15 protein-coding genes and 1 other annotated feature are annotated in these 16641 nt (G+C 39.8%); of the genes, 9 read left to right on the top strand and 6 right to left on the bottom strand.

Annotated features, from left to right (window positions below; all coding sequences use genetic code 11):
- Nucleotides 1-68 precede the first annotated feature (68 nt).
- Genes MUG87_RS05365 through MUG87_RS05355 form a run of 3 tightly spaced genes read left to right on the top strand, consistent with a single transcriptional unit; the run spans nucleotide 69 to nucleotide 3696 of the window.
- The gene (locus MUG87_RS05365) at nucleotides 69-1682 is read left to right on the top strand and encodes a long-chain fatty acid--CoA ligase (protein ID WP_247086259.1); all 1614 of its coding nucleotides are present in this window, start codon (nucleotides 69-71) and stop codon (nucleotides 1680-1682) included.
- Nucleotides 1679-2551: a 3-hydroxyacyl-CoA dehydrogenase family protein gene (locus tag MUG87_RS05360; RefSeq protein WP_247086257.1), complete on the top strand. Its 873-nt coding sequence runs from the start codon at nucleotides 1679-1681 to the stop codon at nucleotides 2549-2551. The genes MUG87_RS05365 and MUG87_RS05360 overlap by 4 nt, the downstream gene beginning before the upstream one ends.
- The gene (locus tag MUG87_RS05355; RefSeq protein WP_247086255.1) at nucleotides 2548-3696 is read left to right on the top strand and encodes a thiolase family protein; all 1149 of its coding nucleotides are present in this window, start codon (nucleotides 2548-2550) and stop codon (nucleotides 3694-3696) included. The genes MUG87_RS05360 and MUG87_RS05355 overlap by 4 nt, the downstream gene beginning before the upstream one ends.
- A 36-nt stretch (nucleotides 3697-3732) precedes the next feature.
- Here MUG87_RS05355 and MUG87_RS05350 read toward each other — a convergent pair whose 3' ends face one another.
- Nucleotides 3733-4917 (bottom strand): alanyl-tRNA editing protein, encoded by a 1185-nt coding sequence (locus MUG87_RS05350; protein ID WP_247086253.1) that lies wholly within the window; start codon nucleotides 4915-4917, stop codon nucleotides 3733-3735.
- Between the two features lie 136 nt (nucleotides 4918-5053).
- On the opposite strand from MUG87_RS05350, the gene MUG87_RS05345 reads away from it, so the two are divergent.
- Together MUG87_RS05345 and MUG87_RS05340 are read left to right on the top strand one after the other, a co-directional pair.
- Nucleotides 5054-5455: a hypothetical protein gene (locus MUG87_RS05345; RefSeq protein ID WP_247086251.1), complete on the top strand. Its 402-nt coding sequence runs from the start codon at nucleotides 5054-5056 to the stop codon at nucleotides 5453-5455.
- Between the two features lie 155 nt (nucleotides 5456-5610).
- Nucleotides 5611-6843: an MDR family MFS transporter gene (locus MUG87_RS05340; RefSeq protein WP_281503677.1), complete on the top strand. Its 1233-nt coding sequence runs from the start codon at nucleotides 5611-5613 to the stop codon at nucleotides 6841-6843.
- 64 nt (nucleotides 6844-6907) lie between these two features.
- Here MUG87_RS05340 and MUG87_RS05335 read toward each other — a convergent pair whose 3' ends face one another.
- Both MUG87_RS05335 and MUG87_RS05330 read right to left on the bottom strand, forming a co-directional pair.
- Nucleotides 6908-7285, bottom strand: a complete 378-nt coding sequence (locus MUG87_RS05335; RefSeq protein WP_247086249.1) for an Hsp20 family protein — start codon at nucleotides 7283-7285, stop codon at nucleotides 6908-6910.
- A 383-nt stretch (nucleotides 7286-7668) separates the two neighbouring features.
- Nucleotides 7669-7809 (bottom strand): small acid-soluble spore protein P, encoded by a 141-nt coding sequence (locus MUG87_RS05330; RefSeq protein ID WP_124563797.1) that lies wholly within the window; start codon nucleotides 7807-7809, stop codon nucleotides 7669-7671.
- Between the two features lie 109 nt (nucleotides 7810-7918).
- Here MUG87_RS05330 and MUG87_RS05325 point away from each other — a divergent pair, with 109 nt between their 5' ends.
- Nucleotides 7919-8179, top strand: a complete 261-nt coding sequence (locus MUG87_RS05325) for a hypothetical protein (protein ID WP_247086247.1) — start codon at nucleotides 7919-7921, stop codon at nucleotides 8177-8179.
- Between the two features lie 33 nt (nucleotides 8180-8212).
- On the opposite strand, the gene sspO is transcribed toward MUG87_RS05325, so the two are convergent.
- Together sspO and MUG87_RS05315 are read right to left on the bottom strand one after the other, a co-directional pair.
- Nucleotides 8213-8362: a small acid-soluble spore protein SspO gene (gene sspO / locus MUG87_RS05320; protein ID WP_124563799.1), complete on the bottom strand. Its 150-nt coding sequence runs from the start codon at nucleotides 8360-8362 to the stop codon at nucleotides 8213-8215.
- Between the two features lie 47 nt (nucleotides 8363-8409).
- Nucleotides 8410-8793 carry a hypothetical protein gene (locus MUG87_RS05315; RefSeq protein ID WP_247086246.1) on the bottom strand — a complete coding sequence of 128 codons (384 nt, stop codon included), beginning with the start codon at nucleotides 8791-8793 and terminating at the stop codon, nucleotides 8410-8412.
- A 274-nt stretch (nucleotides 8794-9067) separates the two neighbouring features.
- Between MUG87_RS05315 and acnA the strand changes: the two genes are divergently transcribed.
- Nucleotides 9068-11785, top strand: a complete 2718-nt coding sequence (acnA, locus tag MUG87_RS05310; protein WP_247086244.1) for an aconitate hydratase AcnA — start codon at nucleotides 9068-9070, stop codon at nucleotides 11783-11785.
- An 89-nt stretch (nucleotides 11786-11874) separates the two neighbouring features.
- Nucleotides 11875-12105 (top strand) — a binding site (T-box leader).
- A gap of 97 nt (nucleotides 12106-12202) precedes the next feature.
- Nucleotides 12203-13540, top strand: coding sequence for a sodium-dependent transporter (locus tag MUG87_RS05305; protein ID WP_247086242.1), 1338 nt, complete (start codon nucleotides 12203-12205; stop codon nucleotides 13538-13540).
- A 30-nt stretch (nucleotides 13541-13570) separates the two neighbouring features.
- Here the strand turns inward: MUG87_RS05305 and MUG87_RS05300 are convergent, their stop codons facing one another.
- Nucleotides 13571-14806 carry a murein hydrolase activator EnvC family protein gene (locus MUG87_RS05300; protein WP_247087517.1) on the bottom strand — a complete coding sequence of 412 codons (1236 nt, stop codon included), beginning with the start codon at nucleotides 14804-14806 and terminating at the stop codon, nucleotides 13571-13573.
- Nucleotides 14807-15371: 565 nt separating this feature from the next.
- On the opposite strand from MUG87_RS05300, the gene gltP reads away from it, so the two are divergent.
- Nucleotides 15372-16634, top strand: coding sequence for a glutamate/aspartate:proton symporter GltP (gltP, locus tag MUG87_RS05295; protein ID WP_247086240.1), 1263 nt, complete (start codon nucleotides 15372-15374; stop codon nucleotides 16632-16634).
- Nucleotides 16635-16641: the final 7 nt, after the last annotated feature.

Raw genomic sequence — 16641 nt, 5'->3', positions numbered from 1 at the left:
CTACAGGAAAGCGGTGTTCGTAAAGGCGATAGAGTATTAATATTTCTAGTCATTGGAGGGAATTACATATGATGAATGTACCATTAAGAATTAGCACCATGATGGAGCACGCGGAGCGCTATTTTCCCAAAAAAGAAATTGTATCTCGTACGAGCAGTGGCATTACGAGACTGACCTATAAGGAGCTGGCAGCACGGACACGCCGTTTGACAAGTGCACTTGTCAAATTGGGTGTACAAAAGGGTGATAGAGTTGGAACTTTTGCTTGGAACCATCATCGTCATTTAGAAAGCTATTTTGCTATTCCAGGCATGGGTGGCGTGCTGCATACAATTAATATTCGCTTAGCGCCAAATCATATCTCCTATATTATTAATCATGCAGAAGATAAAGTATTGCTTATTGATGAAGATTTGTTGCCGCTTATTGAGAGCATAAAAGACGAACTTAACACGGTAGAGGCATTTATTATTATGACGGATAAACATGAACTTCCGCCAACTGCGTTACAGCCAGTATATCATTATGAAGAATTGCTTGCACAAGGAGATCCATCATATCTGTTTTTACAGGATATTGATGAAAATGATCCGGCTGGTATGTGCTATACATCAGCTACAACGGGTAACCCAAAAGGTGTTGTATATACACATCGCAGCACAGTACTTCATTGTATGGCGCTAGGTTTGGCCGATAGCGCGGCCATCTCAGAAAGCGATGTACTGCTTCCAGTTGTGCCAATGTTTCATGTGAATGCTTGGGGGCTACCTTATGCGTCTGTTTGGTTTGGGACAAAACTGGTATTGCCAGGGCCTATGTTTACACCAAAACTTTTGTTGGAACTCATTCAAGAGGAGCGCGTCACATTTACAGCTGGTGTACCGACAATTTGGCTTGGTGTATTAATGGAGCTTGAAAGTGGTTCATACGATACAAGTAGCTTACGAGGCGTTGTATGCGGTGGATCTGCGGCACCGAAAAGTATGATTGCAGCGTTTGAACAGAAGTATAACATTCCATTTTTACATGCATACGGAATGACGGAAACAAGTCCGCTTGTAGCATTGGCAAGATTGAAAAGTCATGAACTGAACCTGGATTCAGAAGCGAAGCTGGATATTCATGCCAAGCAAGGTTATTTTGTTCCTTGTGTAGAAGTAAAAGCGATTGGCAAATCCGGTGAAATTAAATGGGACGGCGAAGAAATTGGGGAGCTGCTTATGCGTGGTCCATGGATTGCGTCTGAATATTATCGAGACGAGCGTACAGCTGATGCGTTTCGTGATGGGTGGTTGTATACAGGAGATGTAGTGACAATTGATGAGGAAGGGCGAATTAAAATTGTCGACCGTGTGAAAGATGTGATTAAGAGCGGCGGTGAGTGGATTTCGTCTGTTGATTTAGAAAATGCATTGATGGCGCATGAAGCTGTATTTGAGGCAGCTGTAGTAGCAGTTCCGCATCCACAATGGCAGGAAAGGCCGATTGCATGCGTCGTGCTGAAGGAGAATATGCCAGTAGATAAGGAGGAGCTTTACGAGTTTTTAAAACCGCAGTTTGCCAAGTGGTGGCTGCCAGATGATATTTTATTCCTCCAAGAAATCCCCAAAACGTCTGTCGGGAAATTTTTAAAGCAAGCACTTCGTGAAAAAGTGAAGGAAACTCTGGAGACACGCGCATGATGAAACGTATTGCAGTGATTGGAGCAGGCATTATGGGAAGCGGTATCGCACAGGCTTTGGCAATGGGAGGAAAGCAGGTTAAGCTGTACGATGTTTCCCAAGAAAGCTTACAAAAAGGATGCACAAGCATTGAAAAAAGCTTGCGGCGTTTTGTGAAAGCAGGGCGTATGTGTGAAGAAGAAGCAATGGATGTGTTTCATTGCATCGCTCCCATGCAAACATTGCAAGAAGCATGTCAAGGAGTAGAGTTAATTATTGAAGCAGTACCAGAGAATTTACAGCTGAAAAAAGAAATGTTTTCAAAACTAGATTTGTACGCGGATGCTGAAACCATTTTGGCGACTAATACTTCAGAGCTAAGTGTGACTGCTATCGCAAGTAGCACAAAGCGTCCAGAAAAAGTAATTGGCATGCATTGGTTTAATCCCGCGCCTGTTATGAAGCTTATTGAAATTGTCCGCGGTGTGTGCACTGCGGATGAAACCATTGTAGCAATTGCACAAGTTTCCAAGGAAATTGGGAAAGAAACAGTGGTGGTAAAGGACAGCCAAGGCTTTGTAACATCCAGGGCTATTGCTGCACACATGTTAGAATGTATGCGGATGTACGAAGAAGGTGTGGCAGGTATGGAGGATATTGATAAAGCAATTCGCCTTGGGCTGAATTATCCGATGGGCCCTTTTGAACTTGCGGATTATGTAGGACTTGATACCATGCTGTTTGCCAGTCATGGTATGACAGAGGCCTTTGGTGAAAGATTTCGTGCGCCGCAAACGCTTATGAAACTTGTAGAGGCTGGTCATTTGGGAAGAAAAACCGGTAAGGGCTTTTATGATTATAATAAAGAAACAACAGGTGCCAGCCGATGAGAGATGTTGTTATTGTAGAAGCAGTACGAACTCCTGTTGGTAAGAGAAACGGTGCGTTTCGCGATGTTCACCCGGTACATTTGGCTGCTGCTGTGTTAAAGGAAGTGACATCGCGTGCGGGAATTGAGAAACGCTTAATTGAAGATATTGTAATGGGGTGTGTAACACCGATTGGTGAGCAAGGTCACAATATTGGTAGATTGGCAGCTTTGGCAGCGGGATATCCGGTCACAGTTCCTGCGGTTACGATAAACCGCATGTGTGGATCCGGACAGCAGGCACTTCATTTCGCTTCTCAGGAAATTAAGGCTGGTGACATGGACATCACGATTGCTGCCGGGGTGGAGCATATGACAAGGGTACCGATGTTAAGTGATGGCAATGAGCATACCATTCCAAAGAGCCTTCATGAAACATACAAATTTGTTCATCAAGGTATTTCTGCTGAGTTAATTGCGAAGGAGTACGCCATTACAAAAGAAGACGCAAATCAGTATGCGTACGAAAGTCATCAACGAGCGCTAACTGCACTTGCAGAGGAGCGATTTGCAAAAGAAATACTGCCTTTGCAAGGAAAGGATGGAGAAGGAAACGAGATATTAGTCACATCAGATGAAGGTCCTCGAGCTGATACATCGCTCGATATTTTAGCAGGACTAAAGCCTGTATTTCAGGCTGAGGGTGTGATTACAGCAGGAAACGCGAGCCAAATGAGCGATGGTGCAGCCGCGATACTGCTGCTGGAGCGGAAGTATGCAGAGCGATTGGGTTTAACAGCGCGTGCTCGTATCGTAGCTCAGACGGTGGTAGGTTCTGATCCCACGATGATGCTGACCGGTGTTATTCCGGCTACAAGAAAGGTGCTGGAAAAAGCAAATATGTCTATCAATGATATAGACGTAGTTGAAATTAATGAAGCGTTCGCACCAGTTGTACTGGCATGGCAAAAAGAAATTGGTGCCGACCTGCAGAAGGTAAATGTAAATGGCGGAGCAATTGCTCTTGGACATCCGCTTGGCGCTACCGGCGTAAAACTGATGACATCTTTGCTTCATGAACTGGAGAGAAGAAACGCACGTTATGGTTTGCTGACAATTTGTATCGGTCACGGCATGGCGACCGCAACAATTATCGAGAGGGTATAAAGGAAAAGGGAGATGTTTGCGTCTCCCTTGTTTTATTTAAGAAGAAACTTTGATTATCAATTGTTCCAAAAGATTTTCAGCGGATATAGGAGCTTCCCCGCCACCTCGTGCGCTTTTTGCGTTGCCCCCACCTTTGCCGTTTATGAGTGGTAAAACACTTTTTAATACCTCATTCATATTTTGCTCAATACTCTGGCCGCACGCGCAGATGCATTGGATTTTATCATCAGTTTGCGTAACCAGTAGGACAATTGCCTCCGAATCTTGTGTCAGCATTGCACTCATCTTTGCTAAATCAGATATTGAATGGTGAGAAATTGCGGCAATCAACTTTCCATTCGGATGTATACGGGCTGTGCGTGACAGTCTGTTTGCTTCATGTGCAAGTAGTTGTTCATGTAATTCACGCAGGCTTTTCTCTAATTCTTTTTGTGTTTCTATAAGGTTTGCAAGTTTACTTGCTACATCACGTTCTTTGCTATTTAACAAACGTACCACATCTTTTACAATGGTTTGTTTTTCCTGCAAAGTACGGATACTACGCCACCCGCACAGAAATGTGAGGCGCACATGTCCTTTATGTCGTTGCCAGTCGACAATTTTAATTGCTCCAACTTCACCTGTACGATTTGGATGCGTTCCGCCACAACCACTATAATCAAAGTTTTTAATCATGACGATACGAATATTTTCGGTTACCTTCGGCTTTTTTCGAAGTGGTAATGCGTTGGCTTCCTCTTCATTCATCCAGCGCACTTCAATTGGTATATTGTTAAATACAATCTCGTTAGCGAGTTCTTCCGCAGCCAACACTGTTTCTTGTGATAGCTCTTCTATTTGTAAATCGATTGTAGAACTGTCTCGACCAAGGTGAAATGAAATGGTTTGTATGCCAAACTTTTCTGCAAAAGCTGCAGATAAGATATGTTGACCAGCATGCTGCTGCATATGATCAAAACGGCGTGGCCAGTTGATTTTTCCGGTAATCGTTCCAGAAACAGCCTCGGCTGTATAATGGCGAATCTCACCCTCTATTTCTTCAACGCGTGTGACTTGCACATGATTTAAAGTTCCTATATCGCAAGGTTGGCCACCTCCTGTGGGATAAAAGGCTGTCTCTTGCAGTACAACAAACGTGCCGTTTTCATCGGTTCCTTGCTTTATAATGTGTGAAGTGAAATGCTGTATGTACGGGTCTTGATAATACAAACGTTCTGTCATGTACAGTCTCCCTCATTTTTTTATTTTCTTTAAATATCTTTTATTTTAGAGGATTTTCAAATAAAAGGCGAATTGTATTAATAATAAGTATGTAGTCTTTATATATAAGTTGTGGAATTGAGAGGAGGCGTTCATATTGAGAGAACTAATTTCCCGTAAAGCTGGCATAGACGCATTGCTTTGTTTGAACACACAAATATCAGAAACGTATCGGGATATACAGCAGCTGGTGGATGCGATGAAAGGTTACAACAAGGAAAGTGTTAAATTTGATGCCTTTTACTTACAAGATTTAATTACAAAGAAACAGGGACTTTCACATATATATCAGCAATTACTCATTCAAATTTGTATTCACAATAGCTGTGATATGAAAAGTTGGCAAAGCGGATGTTATACATATGATCGCGAAGAGATAGCAAGCTGGGTGCATGAATTTAATACAAGGTATGATGTTGATATACCGCTAGAAGAGGTCATTAAGTCTCTTCGTTTTGATTATGATATGAATATCGAGTTGACGCGTACGGAGAGGTAGCTATATGTATTAAGGAGACCAAAGTCTTGGTCTTTTTTGTATGGACTCGGTGAGTGTCATATATCACTAAAAATATTTGTACGATAGAAAGGGTTTTTTAAAAAGATAACGAATGCAATCATCTTATTGTCTTTTTAAGAAGGTGTAAAATGGAAATGAACAATGTAAAGTCAATTCATCCGCTAGCAATCAATGTGATTATCGGCACGCTATTTGCACGATTAGCTACCTCGATGAGTATGCCATTTTTAGCTATTTATTTAACTACCGTCAAGCATGTTTCACCGGTAATCACTGGAGCTATAATAGGAACGAGCATGCTCGTTGGTGTGTTTGCCGGCTTTATTGGAGGTAGCTTATCTGATCGATATGGCCGCCGCAAGATTATGATGAGCTCAATTGTAATTTGGACGTTTGTATTTATTGGGTTTGTGTTTGCGGATACAGTATGGATATTTTTTATTTTGAATGCTTTGAATGGTATTTGTCGGGCATTTTTTGAGCCTGCCTCCCGTGCTTTATTATCCGATTTAACAAAACAAGAAAATCGCTTAATGATCTTCAATTTGCGTTACGCGGCAATTAATGTAGGGGCAGCGATTGGACCGTTTATTGGACTGCAGCTGGGTACAGCTAAATCCACTATTCCATTTCTTGTTGCTGTATTTGTATATACGACATATGCTTTTTCGTTATTGATTCAATTTAATAAATATGAATTACCAGAGAAACCAGTTACAAAAGAAACGGTTACGATAAGTAAAGCCCTCCATGTATTGCGAAAAGATACAATATTGTTACTATTTATTTTAGGAATCATATTTAACAATTCAGGGTACGCTCATTTTTCTTCTACACTGTCACAATATCTAGCAAACGCGCCGGTCTTTGAAAATGGAGTCGAACTATTTTCATATGTCTTGATGCTAAATGCAGTGACTGTACTACTTCTACAATATCCGGTTACACGTGTTGCTAAAAAGTATTCTTCTCTGACTTGTATCATGGTAGGAGGAATTACTGTGAGTTTGGGACTTATCGGTTACGGGTTTGTACAGGAAAGCTGGATGCTTTATGCCTGCACTATTCTGTTTACAATTGGTGAGGTATTCATGTTTTCTATGACGGATGTGTTTCTCGATGAATTGGCCCCTGCACATTTAAAAGGCACTTATTTTGGGGCAATGAGCTTCAGCGGTTTGGGAGGAGTACTGGGACCATGGCTGGGTGGGGCTCTCTTAAGTCACTATGGCTATAATAGTGGAAATATTGTATTTATGTTATTAGCTGGTGTATGTGCACTTGGTTTTCCATTTTTATTATTCGTGCATATTTTACTAAGAAGTCGAGAGAGAACAGGTCAGAAGGACGCTGAGCTCCATGCGTGACCTGGCTGGTATACGAGAAAAACCTTGCATGCGCAAGGTTTTTCTATGTCTGTAACTATTATGGTTAGTCTTCAAATCGAATAATCGGCTCATTCTGTGCTGATTGATTGCGAGAGATATGAATTTCAAGAAATCCGTTTTCGAACGAGGCGACCATTTTTTTATGCATAATATTGATAGGTAATGCAATGTCACGTTTTAATGTATAATCGTTGTTCTTCATAAGAATACACAAGCCATTTTCCGTCTTTTCAATGCATACTTGTTTACGGCAAGAAGTCGGAAGGTCGGCTTCTATAATATATTCCAATTCTGTTTCAAATAAATCTACGCTAATACCATCAGGATAATGCAGTGCAAACGGGTCGGACAAAAATTGATTCATCCATTGCTCGAACCCCTCAATGCGCAAAAAGCAATCCTTTTTTTTCTTTGAGCACATAACGCCAAACCCTCCATAACTTCTAATTAATACAGGGTATTCATTGAAAAGGAAGAGGTGAAAAGAAACAGACAAGCTCTTGGAAAATAAGGAAGACGACCAGGAGATAAAAAAGGTTAGCAATATGCGGAATATCATTAATACCTATGTTAAAACACGCATTGTTATGAATACAGATAGATATGTACAAGTAAAAAAAATTAACATTCTTTTAGATGTAAGAGAAGAACGGGCAATATGTAACGATGGCCAGAAATTATGGAGGATTTGTGCTACGCAAGAGCATAAGTAACAAGTAGTTTTTATGCTCGCGCTTTACTATTGCAGTTACAGAGAAAGCAGCTTGCGTGATTGTACGCAAGCTACTAAAAGGTAAAGTTTATTTATTGATCATGATGTGCATGATGCTTTTGACGCGTATGCTTTTGGTTTTTTACTTTATGAGAACCGCTCATTGGTTCTGGTTGTCCTCCGCCATCTTTTGGAGAGTTTCGGCGAATTGATTTTGCATTGTTTTTTTCCATTGTGCTCACCCCCTGCTACTAGCATGGTTTTTCACTTCCTTGTTTATACGCGTATGTTTTTAATGAAACAGCAAAAGCTAAAGTGAATAGATGAGAAGGAGAGATACGCATGCCATATCATAAAGATAAACAACAAGCGTTTCAAGCAGCACAACAAGGTGTTAAAAAGGCTACTGAAGGTGAGCACAATCTTGTGACAAATGATCCTGAATATGGGCATCATTTAAAAGAGCTTCGCCAAGAAGTAGAGCAAGCATACAAGCAAATTCAAAATGCATTAGAAACAGCTTCAGAAACGCAACGTCAACAATTAGAAAACTACGAACAACAAGTACAAAAAATAATGAACGACATGGATTCATACCAATAAAACAAACCGCGATTTCGCGGTTTGTTTTTAATTTTATTGATTCTTTTTTCGTTTTTTATTATTTTGACGTTGTTCTGGAGTTAATGGTTCATTAGAAAGTTCTTCATTATATCCTGCACCCTGTCCTTGTGCAGAAGCAGCGTTCATTCCAGGAATTACGTGATTAGCTTTTCTTTTTCCCATCAATATCACCTCCTGCTAATAGTATTGCTTTATCAGCCCGACTCCATTCATCTTTGTAGCATGTCTACCCTATATGATTGAGGCGCCTGGAGGCCAACCTGTTCTGCTCCCTTTTCGGTATAAGCAATAAAGGTATGTGCTCGGAGCATACCGTAACCTTTTTGATTATCTGGTTGATGCATATACAAATGTACATCATCTAATCCCTTATCTTCATAATGCTGCATCACTTTTTTCGCAACTTTGTCTAAATCTTGCTCGTTCGCTGCTTCCGTTGTCACATGAACAACGCATTCATTTGTATCGCTAAAAGTTTCTTCTGTAACAATTTTAAAAGAATGCTCTTTTATTTTGGGTTTGTTTATCGTTTTTGTACTACATCCACAACAAAACAATACAAAAAAAAGCATTAAGAACAAATATTTATTCATGCAAACGACCCCTTTGTAATAGAAAATATCCATTTTATTATTTTAGACAAATAAAAAACTATAACATCACATTCACTTTTTCTGTAAATAAAAATTTGATAAGCGTAAAATAGCAGAAAAACCCCCATGTATAAACAAATCTTATTATGCACTATAAGTTTCTTATTATTTACTTATGTTCCAAGTTGTAATAATATATTATCGTAAGGTATAGAAAAGTTTGTATACACTTTATATTCAGATTTTTGTTTACGTTTAACAGGGGGGATTTACAATGGTTAAAGATCCATTTCATGCGCGTTCTTTATTTACGGCAGATGGGAAAACGTATCAATACTATCGTTTGAAAGCGCTTGAAGACGCTGGAATAGGAAATGTTTCACGTTTACCTTATTCTATTAAAGTATTGCTAGAGTCTGTATTACGCCAAGTCGATGGACGTGTGATTAAAGAAGAGCACGTAGAAAACCTTGCAAAATGGGGTACAAACGATGTGAAAGATATCGATGTACCGTTTAAGCCTTCACGTGTTATTCTCCAGGATTTCACAGGTGTTCCAGCTGTTGTAGATTTAGCTTCTTTGCGCAAAGCAATGGCTGATATGGGCGGGGACCCAGACAAAATCAATCCAGAAATTACAGTAGATCTTGTTATTGACCACTCTGTACAGGTTGATAAAGCAGGTACTGCAGATGCTTTGCAATTTAATATGGATTTAGAGTTTAAGCGAAACGAAGAGCGTTATAAATTCTTGAGTTGGGCACAAAAGTCGTTTGACAACTACCGTGCCGTTCCACCTGCAACTGGTATTGTACACCAAGTAAACCTTGAGTATTTGGCACCAGTTGTACATGTACAGCAAGTGGGCGATGAGATGCTTGCTTATCCGGACACATTGGTGGGAACAGACTCTCACACAACAATGATTAACGGTATCGGCGTACTTGGATGGGGTGTTGGTGGTATTGAAGCAGAAGCTGGAATGCTAGGACAGCCTTCTTATTTCCCAGTTCCGGAAGTAATTGGCGTAAAGCTAACAGGAACGTTACCAAGTGGGGTAACTGCAACGGATATTGCATTAAAAGTAACGCAAGTACTACGTCAAAAAGGTGTAGTTGGCAAATTTGTTGAGTTCTTTGGACCGGGACTTGTAAGCATGCCGCTTGCGGACCGCGCAACGATTTCTAACATGGCACCAGAGTACGGCGCAACATGCGGGTTCTTCCCAATCGATGATATTTCTCTTAACTACCTGCGCTTAACAGGTAGAAGTGAAGAGCAAATTCATATTGTAGAGCAATATTGCAAAGCAAATGATCTGTTCTACACACCAGACAGCGAAGATCCAATTTACACGGATTTGGTACACATTGATCTCACAACAATTGAACCAAGTCTTTCCGGTCCGAAACGCCCGCAAGACTTAATTACACTTTCTGATATGCAAGAATCTTTCCGCAAGGCAGTGGTGGCGCCAGTGGGCAACCAAGGCTTTGGATTCTTGGATAAAGAACTAGAAAAGGAAATGAAAGTGACTTTGGATGGAAATGAAGTAACGATGAAAACAGGTGCAATCGCGATTGCTGCGATTACAAGCTGTACGAACACATCCAATCCATATGTTCTTGTAGGCGCAGGTTTGGTTGCGAAAAAAGCAGTGGAAAAAGGCTTGAAAGTACCTAGCTATGTAAAAACATCTTTGGCTCCAGGCTCTAAAGTTGTTACCGAGTATTTAGATAAAGCAGGTCTTACGCCTTATTTGAATGATTTGGGCTTTAATACAGTTGGCTACGGATGTACAACGTGTATCGGTAACTCCGGTCCGTTGGCACCAGAGCTTGAAAAGGCGATTGCAGAAAATGATTTGCTTGTAACGTCTGTATTATCTGGTAATCGTAACTTTGAAGGTCGTATTCACCCGCTTGTAAAAGCAAACTATTTGGCGTCTCCGCCGTTAGTAGTTGCATATGCGATTGCAGGAACAGTTGATATTGACCTTCGTAAAGATGCACTTGGTAAAGATGAGAACGGCAATCCGATCTACTTTAACGATATTTGGCCAACTGCTGATGAGATTCAAGAAGTTGTGTCTTCTGTAGTAACTGCTGAGTTGTTTAAGAAAGAATATGAGCGCGTATTTGATAGCAATGAGCGTTGGAATGAAATTCAAACATCTAACGAAGCGCTTTATACGTGGGATAACACATCCACATATATTCAAAACCCACCGTTCTTTGAGGGGTTATCAAAAGATCCAAAAGAAGTAGAACCTTTGAAGGCACTTCGTGTTGTGGGTAAATTTGGTGATTCTGTAACAACAGACCATATTTCTCCGGCAGGTTCTATTGCTAAGCATACACCAGCAGGTCAGTATTTACTATCTCAAGGTGTACAACCGGTAGATTTTAACTCTTATGGTTCTCGTCGCGGTAATCATGAAGTTATGATGAGAGGAACGTTCGCGAACATTCGCATTAAAAACCAGATTGCTCCTGGAACAGAAGGTGGCTATACAACATACTGGCCAACAGGTGAAGTCATGTCCATTTATGATGCAGCAATGAAATACAAACAAGACGGTACGGGCTTGATGATTATTGCTGGCAAAGATTATGGCATGGGAAGCTCTCGTGACTGGGCTGCAAAAGGAACAAATCTACTTGGTATTAAAACAGTTATTGCCGAAAGCTTTGAGCGCATTCATCGCAGTAACCTTGTATTGATGGGCGTTCTTCCTCTTCAATTTAAAGAAGGCGAAAACGCGGAAACACTAGGTCTAATCGGTAATGAGTCATTCGAAGTACAAGTTGACGAGTACGTAAAGCCTCGTGATATCGTAAAAGTAACTGCAATCGATCCGGAAGGAAATGCAAAGCACTTTGAAGCAATTGCACGTTTTGATTCTGAAGTAGAAATCGATTATTACCGTCACGGGGGTATTCTGCAAATGGTACTTCGTGACAAGTTAAAAGATTCTAAAGTTGTAAACTAAAAACCAGGCTGCGAATGCAGCCTGGTTTTTAAATTCTTATATCTTTACAAACCTATTATACTAGTATATAATTACCTTAATTCAAAGACAGTAAATCAGTGAACAAGAGTAGTATGTATATAAGAAGCGTTCAGAGAGCTGGGGATAGGTGTGAACCTGGTACGATACGATATACAGAATGGACTTGTGAGAGGCTTGTTGAAAGATGAGTAGGCAGCCCGGGTTCCGCCGTTAAAAGGATAGGGTATCATGTGTACCTGAAAAAGTGGGATTTGGAATCCAATTGAGGTGGCACCGCGGTAATACATATCGTCCTCTGCAATATTTGCAGAGGACTTTTTTGCGTGCAAAAGGAGGTGAACAGTATGAAGTGAAGGGAAGTTCCGATACTAATAACAGTGAAAAGGAGAGAAAAGTGTGGAAAAAACACAGCAATGGACATCAAAGTTAGGTTTTATTTTGGCATCAGCTGGCGCTGCTATTGGACTCGGTGCAATATGGAAGTTTCCTTATGTAGCTGGAAGCGGAGGAGGAGGAGCCTTTTTCTTAATCTTTATCCTGTTCACGCTTCTTATAGGCATGCCGTTATTATTGGCTGAATTTGTGATTGGACGCAGTACGCAATCTGAAGCGGTTACTGCTTATAAAAAACTAGTACCAGGTCGTTTGTATCCATGGATTGGCCGCCTAGGGGTCGTGACAAGCTTTTTAGTTCTGTCTTTTTACAGTGTGGTTGGCGGTTGGATTTTATTATATATGTATTATGCTTTGTCGGGTCGATTATGGAGAGAGGTAAGCGGTTTTGAAACATTATTCGGACAAACAATTGCAAATCCGTATAGTGCTGTTATTGCACAAGGTATATTTTTAGCTATTACCATCTTTATTGTCAGCCGAGGTGTGGAAAAAGGAATTGAAAAGGCCAATAAGTATATGATGCCTGCACTATTTATTTTATTTTTACTACTAATTGTACGCTCCTTAACATTAGATGGAGCAATGGAAGGAGTAACATTTATTTTAAAGCCAGATTTTTCAAAATTGACAGCTGAAGGCATATTGTATGCGATGGGACAATCGTTTTTCTCACTGACGGTCGGTGCATCTGTTATGGTCACATACAGTTCGTATCTGCGAAAAGAAGAGAGTCTTGTAAAGTCTGCCACTTCTATTGTGGGACTAACATTATTTATTACTGTATTGGCAGGATTGGCTATTTTCCCGGGTGTGTTTGCGCTTGGAATGAAACCTACTGAAGGCCCAGGCTTACTTTTTATCGTATTGCCTGCTGTGTTTGAACAAATTCCAATGGGATCTATCTTTTTTCTTGCCTTTTTATTATTGTTCTTTTTTGCAACTATCACGTCTGCTGTTTCAATGCTGGAAATTGTAGTAGCAGCTGCTGGAGGGAATCAAGTGGAAAAGCGTCTACGCTTATCTATTACCTTGGGAACTCTCATTTTTATGGTAGGAATTCCATCAGCTTTATCTTTCGGTGTGATGGGGAAAATACAGATATTTAATAAAACGGTGTTTGATATAGTCGATTATGTAGTAAGTAATATATTATTGCCGCTAGGGGTACTAAGTATTTCTCTATTCGTTCCGTCTAAGATGAGGCGCGCTGTGCTTAAAGCAGAGCTAGGTGTTACGAAGCGAGGGCAGGCGCTGTTCAATGTTTGGTTCTACTTGTTAAAATATGTTGTACCGATTACTGTTATCGTCGTGTTTTTACATGCGCTACAAATATTATAAAAAAGCAGGCACCTAAGTGCCCGCTTTTTTTTATCGTAAGTATGGGACTGGATTTACAGCATTGCTTTTTGCTGCATTCCATGCACCTACATGTAGTTCAAAATGCAAGTGTTGACCATAGGATTGTCCAGTGTTTCCCATCACTCCAATTTGCTGACCTTGGGAAACTATTTGTCCTGCGGATACATTCATGGAAGCAAGATGGGCATAAACAGTTGTATATTGCTTGCCACTAATGTTATGTGTCATATAAATAACATTACCGTAACTGCTGGAGTAGTGTGCTTTAATAACAACACCTCCTGCTGCTGCAACAATAGGAACATGACCACCCTGCGCAATATCAACACCATAATGGAATCCAGGTTTTCCGTTAACAACACGAGGACCGAATCCAGATGTAAATGCGCCTGCTGCCGGTTTAATGAAGCCCCCTGTGTTGCTCGCTGGGGGAGCTACTGGTTTGGAAGGTGATGGTGCACTTACAGTTCCATTATTATTTTTGGCAGCTTCTTGTTGTCTAATTGCTTCTTGCTTAGCACGCTCAGCAGCTGCGATATTTGCTTGTACAGCTTGTCTTTGTGCCTCCAATAGAGATACAACTTCTTCTGCACTTTCAATCTCAGAATTTGTTTGTGCTAATTTTGCACTCAACTCGCCTAAAATTCGCTGCTCTTGTTGCTTGTTTATATCCAGCTCTTGTTCTTTAGCGGTGAGTTTTGCTTCATAATCTTTCAAATCACGTTCTTTTGCTTCAACAGCAAGTGTTTCTTTTTCAACGGCTTTTTGATCACGGACTTGCTCTTTTACTATGTCATTATCAGAATTTAAGATAAGGTTAATAGAATACAAGTTTTCTAAAAGCTCTGCCAAGTTTTTTGCATTGATAAGAACTTCAGTAATTAAGTTGGTTCTTGGTTGTTCCTGTACCGTTTGTAAGCGTTGTTTAATAACTTCCTGTCTTTTTTCAATTTGTACTTGCAGATAGGCAATATGTTCTTTCTTCTTGGTAATTTCTTCTTCTGTTTTGCGAATTGCTTCTTGTGTATCGCTCAATTCTTTTTGATTTGTGGTAATCGCAGTGTTTAACTCATCTAACTTTTGCTGTAAATCTTGTATGTCTTGCTCAATTTGTCCTTTTTCTTGCTGTTTGTTTTGCAGCTCCTGTTGATTCCCTTGCAGTTCAGACTGAATACGATTCAATTTGTTTTGATCCGTTTCTGCATGTACAAGCACCGGGGAAGCGAGGAGGGCGCCAGCTGTCATGAGAGTAATAATATTTTTGTTCTTCACAGTGCTTCTGTCTCCTTTCCCTGTCCAACATAATTTATATACCATACCAATAAAGTGGGAATCTAGGAATATAAGAAAATGTAACATGAACTTAATATTATATTGATATTTTTTAAACATTGATAGAAAAATAAATATTAAATTCATTTTTTTGCAAATGATTCAATTTGTTATATCAGGATACTATCATAAAGAAAATTGCGATTAAATCTGGAATGTTATTTCATGATATAAAATTATTTCTCGGATGATTTTCACCTTGGTTTTATGTCTCTCAGTGATCTTATATAGAAGGTTTTTTGAAAAATATAGATAAAATAAGAGAATATACAAATATATTTATGAAAGAAAAATTGCTAACAAATTAGAGTGATTTTTTTGAAATGACATTTACTATGTTGTCATAACAAGGAATTTACTATATGATATTAGTTCGAGGGGCTAAATATTGAATTGTCTAACAATATTTTACAAAAGTAGATTTACGAATACTTTTGTGGGAAAATGGTAGACTAGTAACTTTAAAAGGGGGCTTTGTATGAAAAAGTTAGGATTAGCTTGGCAAATCTTAATTGGTCTCGCAGTTGGTATTGCTGTGGGTGCCATTTTTTATGGTAACGATGCAGTTGCTACGTACCTACAACCAATCGGAACTATTTTTATCCGACTTATTAAAATGATTGTTATTCCAATCGTTGTGGCAAGTATTGTGGTTGGCGTCGCAGGGGTAGGCGATGTTAAAAAGCTTGGTAAATTAGGTGGAAAGACAATTTTATACTTTGAGATTATTACGACTGTAGCTATTGTGTTAGGTCTTTTAATCGCAAACGTATTCCAGCCTGGTGCCGGTGTAGATACAAAAAATCTGCAAGAAACAGATATTTCTTCTTATCTTGGTACAACAGAAGAAGTGAAAAGTCATTCTATGGCGGATACATTTGTCAATATTGTCCCTACAAATATCATTGATGCTTTAGCAAAAGGTGATATGCTTGCCATCATTTTCTTCTCTGTATTGTTCGGATTAGGAATTGCAGCAATTGGAGAGAAGGGTAAGCCGGTTCTTCGCTTTTTTGAAGGTGTATCGGAAGCAATGTTTTACGTAACGAACCAAGTAATGAAATTTGCGCCGTTTGGTGTATTCGCACTGATTGGTGTGACAGTTTCTAAGTTTGGTGTAAGCTCTCTTATTCCACTAGGTAAGCTTGTGCTTGTTGTATACGGCTCTATGATTTTCTTTGTTATTGTTGTTCTTGGTGTTGTAGCAAAAATGGTAGGAGTTAATATTTTTAATTTCTTGAAAATATTAAAAGATGAACTGATTTTGGCTTACTCTACAGCAAGTTCTGAGACAGTGTTACCGAAGATTATGGAAAAGATGGAGCGCTTTGGTTGCCCAAAAGCGGTTACTTCCTTTGTAATTCCAACGGGATACTCATTTAATCTTGACGGTTCTACACTGTACCAAGCCATTGCGGCTATTTTCTTGGCGCAAATGTATGGTATTGACTTGTCGCTTTCTGAACAAATTACCCTTCTTCTTGTGTTGATGGTAACGTCTAAAGGTATTGCTGGTGTTCCGGGTGTATCGTTTGTCGTTTTATTAGCAACATTAGGAACAGTGGGCATTCCAGCAGAAGGTCTTGCATTTATTGCGGGAATTGATCGTATCCTTGATATGGCACGTACTGCAGTTAACGTAGTAGGAAACTCCTTGGCAGCAGTTGTAATGTCTAAATGGGAAGGACAATATGACGCTAAGCAAGGTGAGCAATATTTAAATGAAGTAAAAGCTTCCTAGTTCAAAG

Origin of the sequence: Ectobacillus sp. JY-23, from assembly GCF_023022965.1 — a bacterium.
In the GTDB taxonomy this organism is placed as follows: Bacteria; Bacillota; Bacilli; order Bacillales; family Bacillaceae_G; genus Ectobacillus.
Note: the sequence above shows the minus strand (reverse complement) of the source record. Positions and strands in the feature narration are given on the sequence as shown.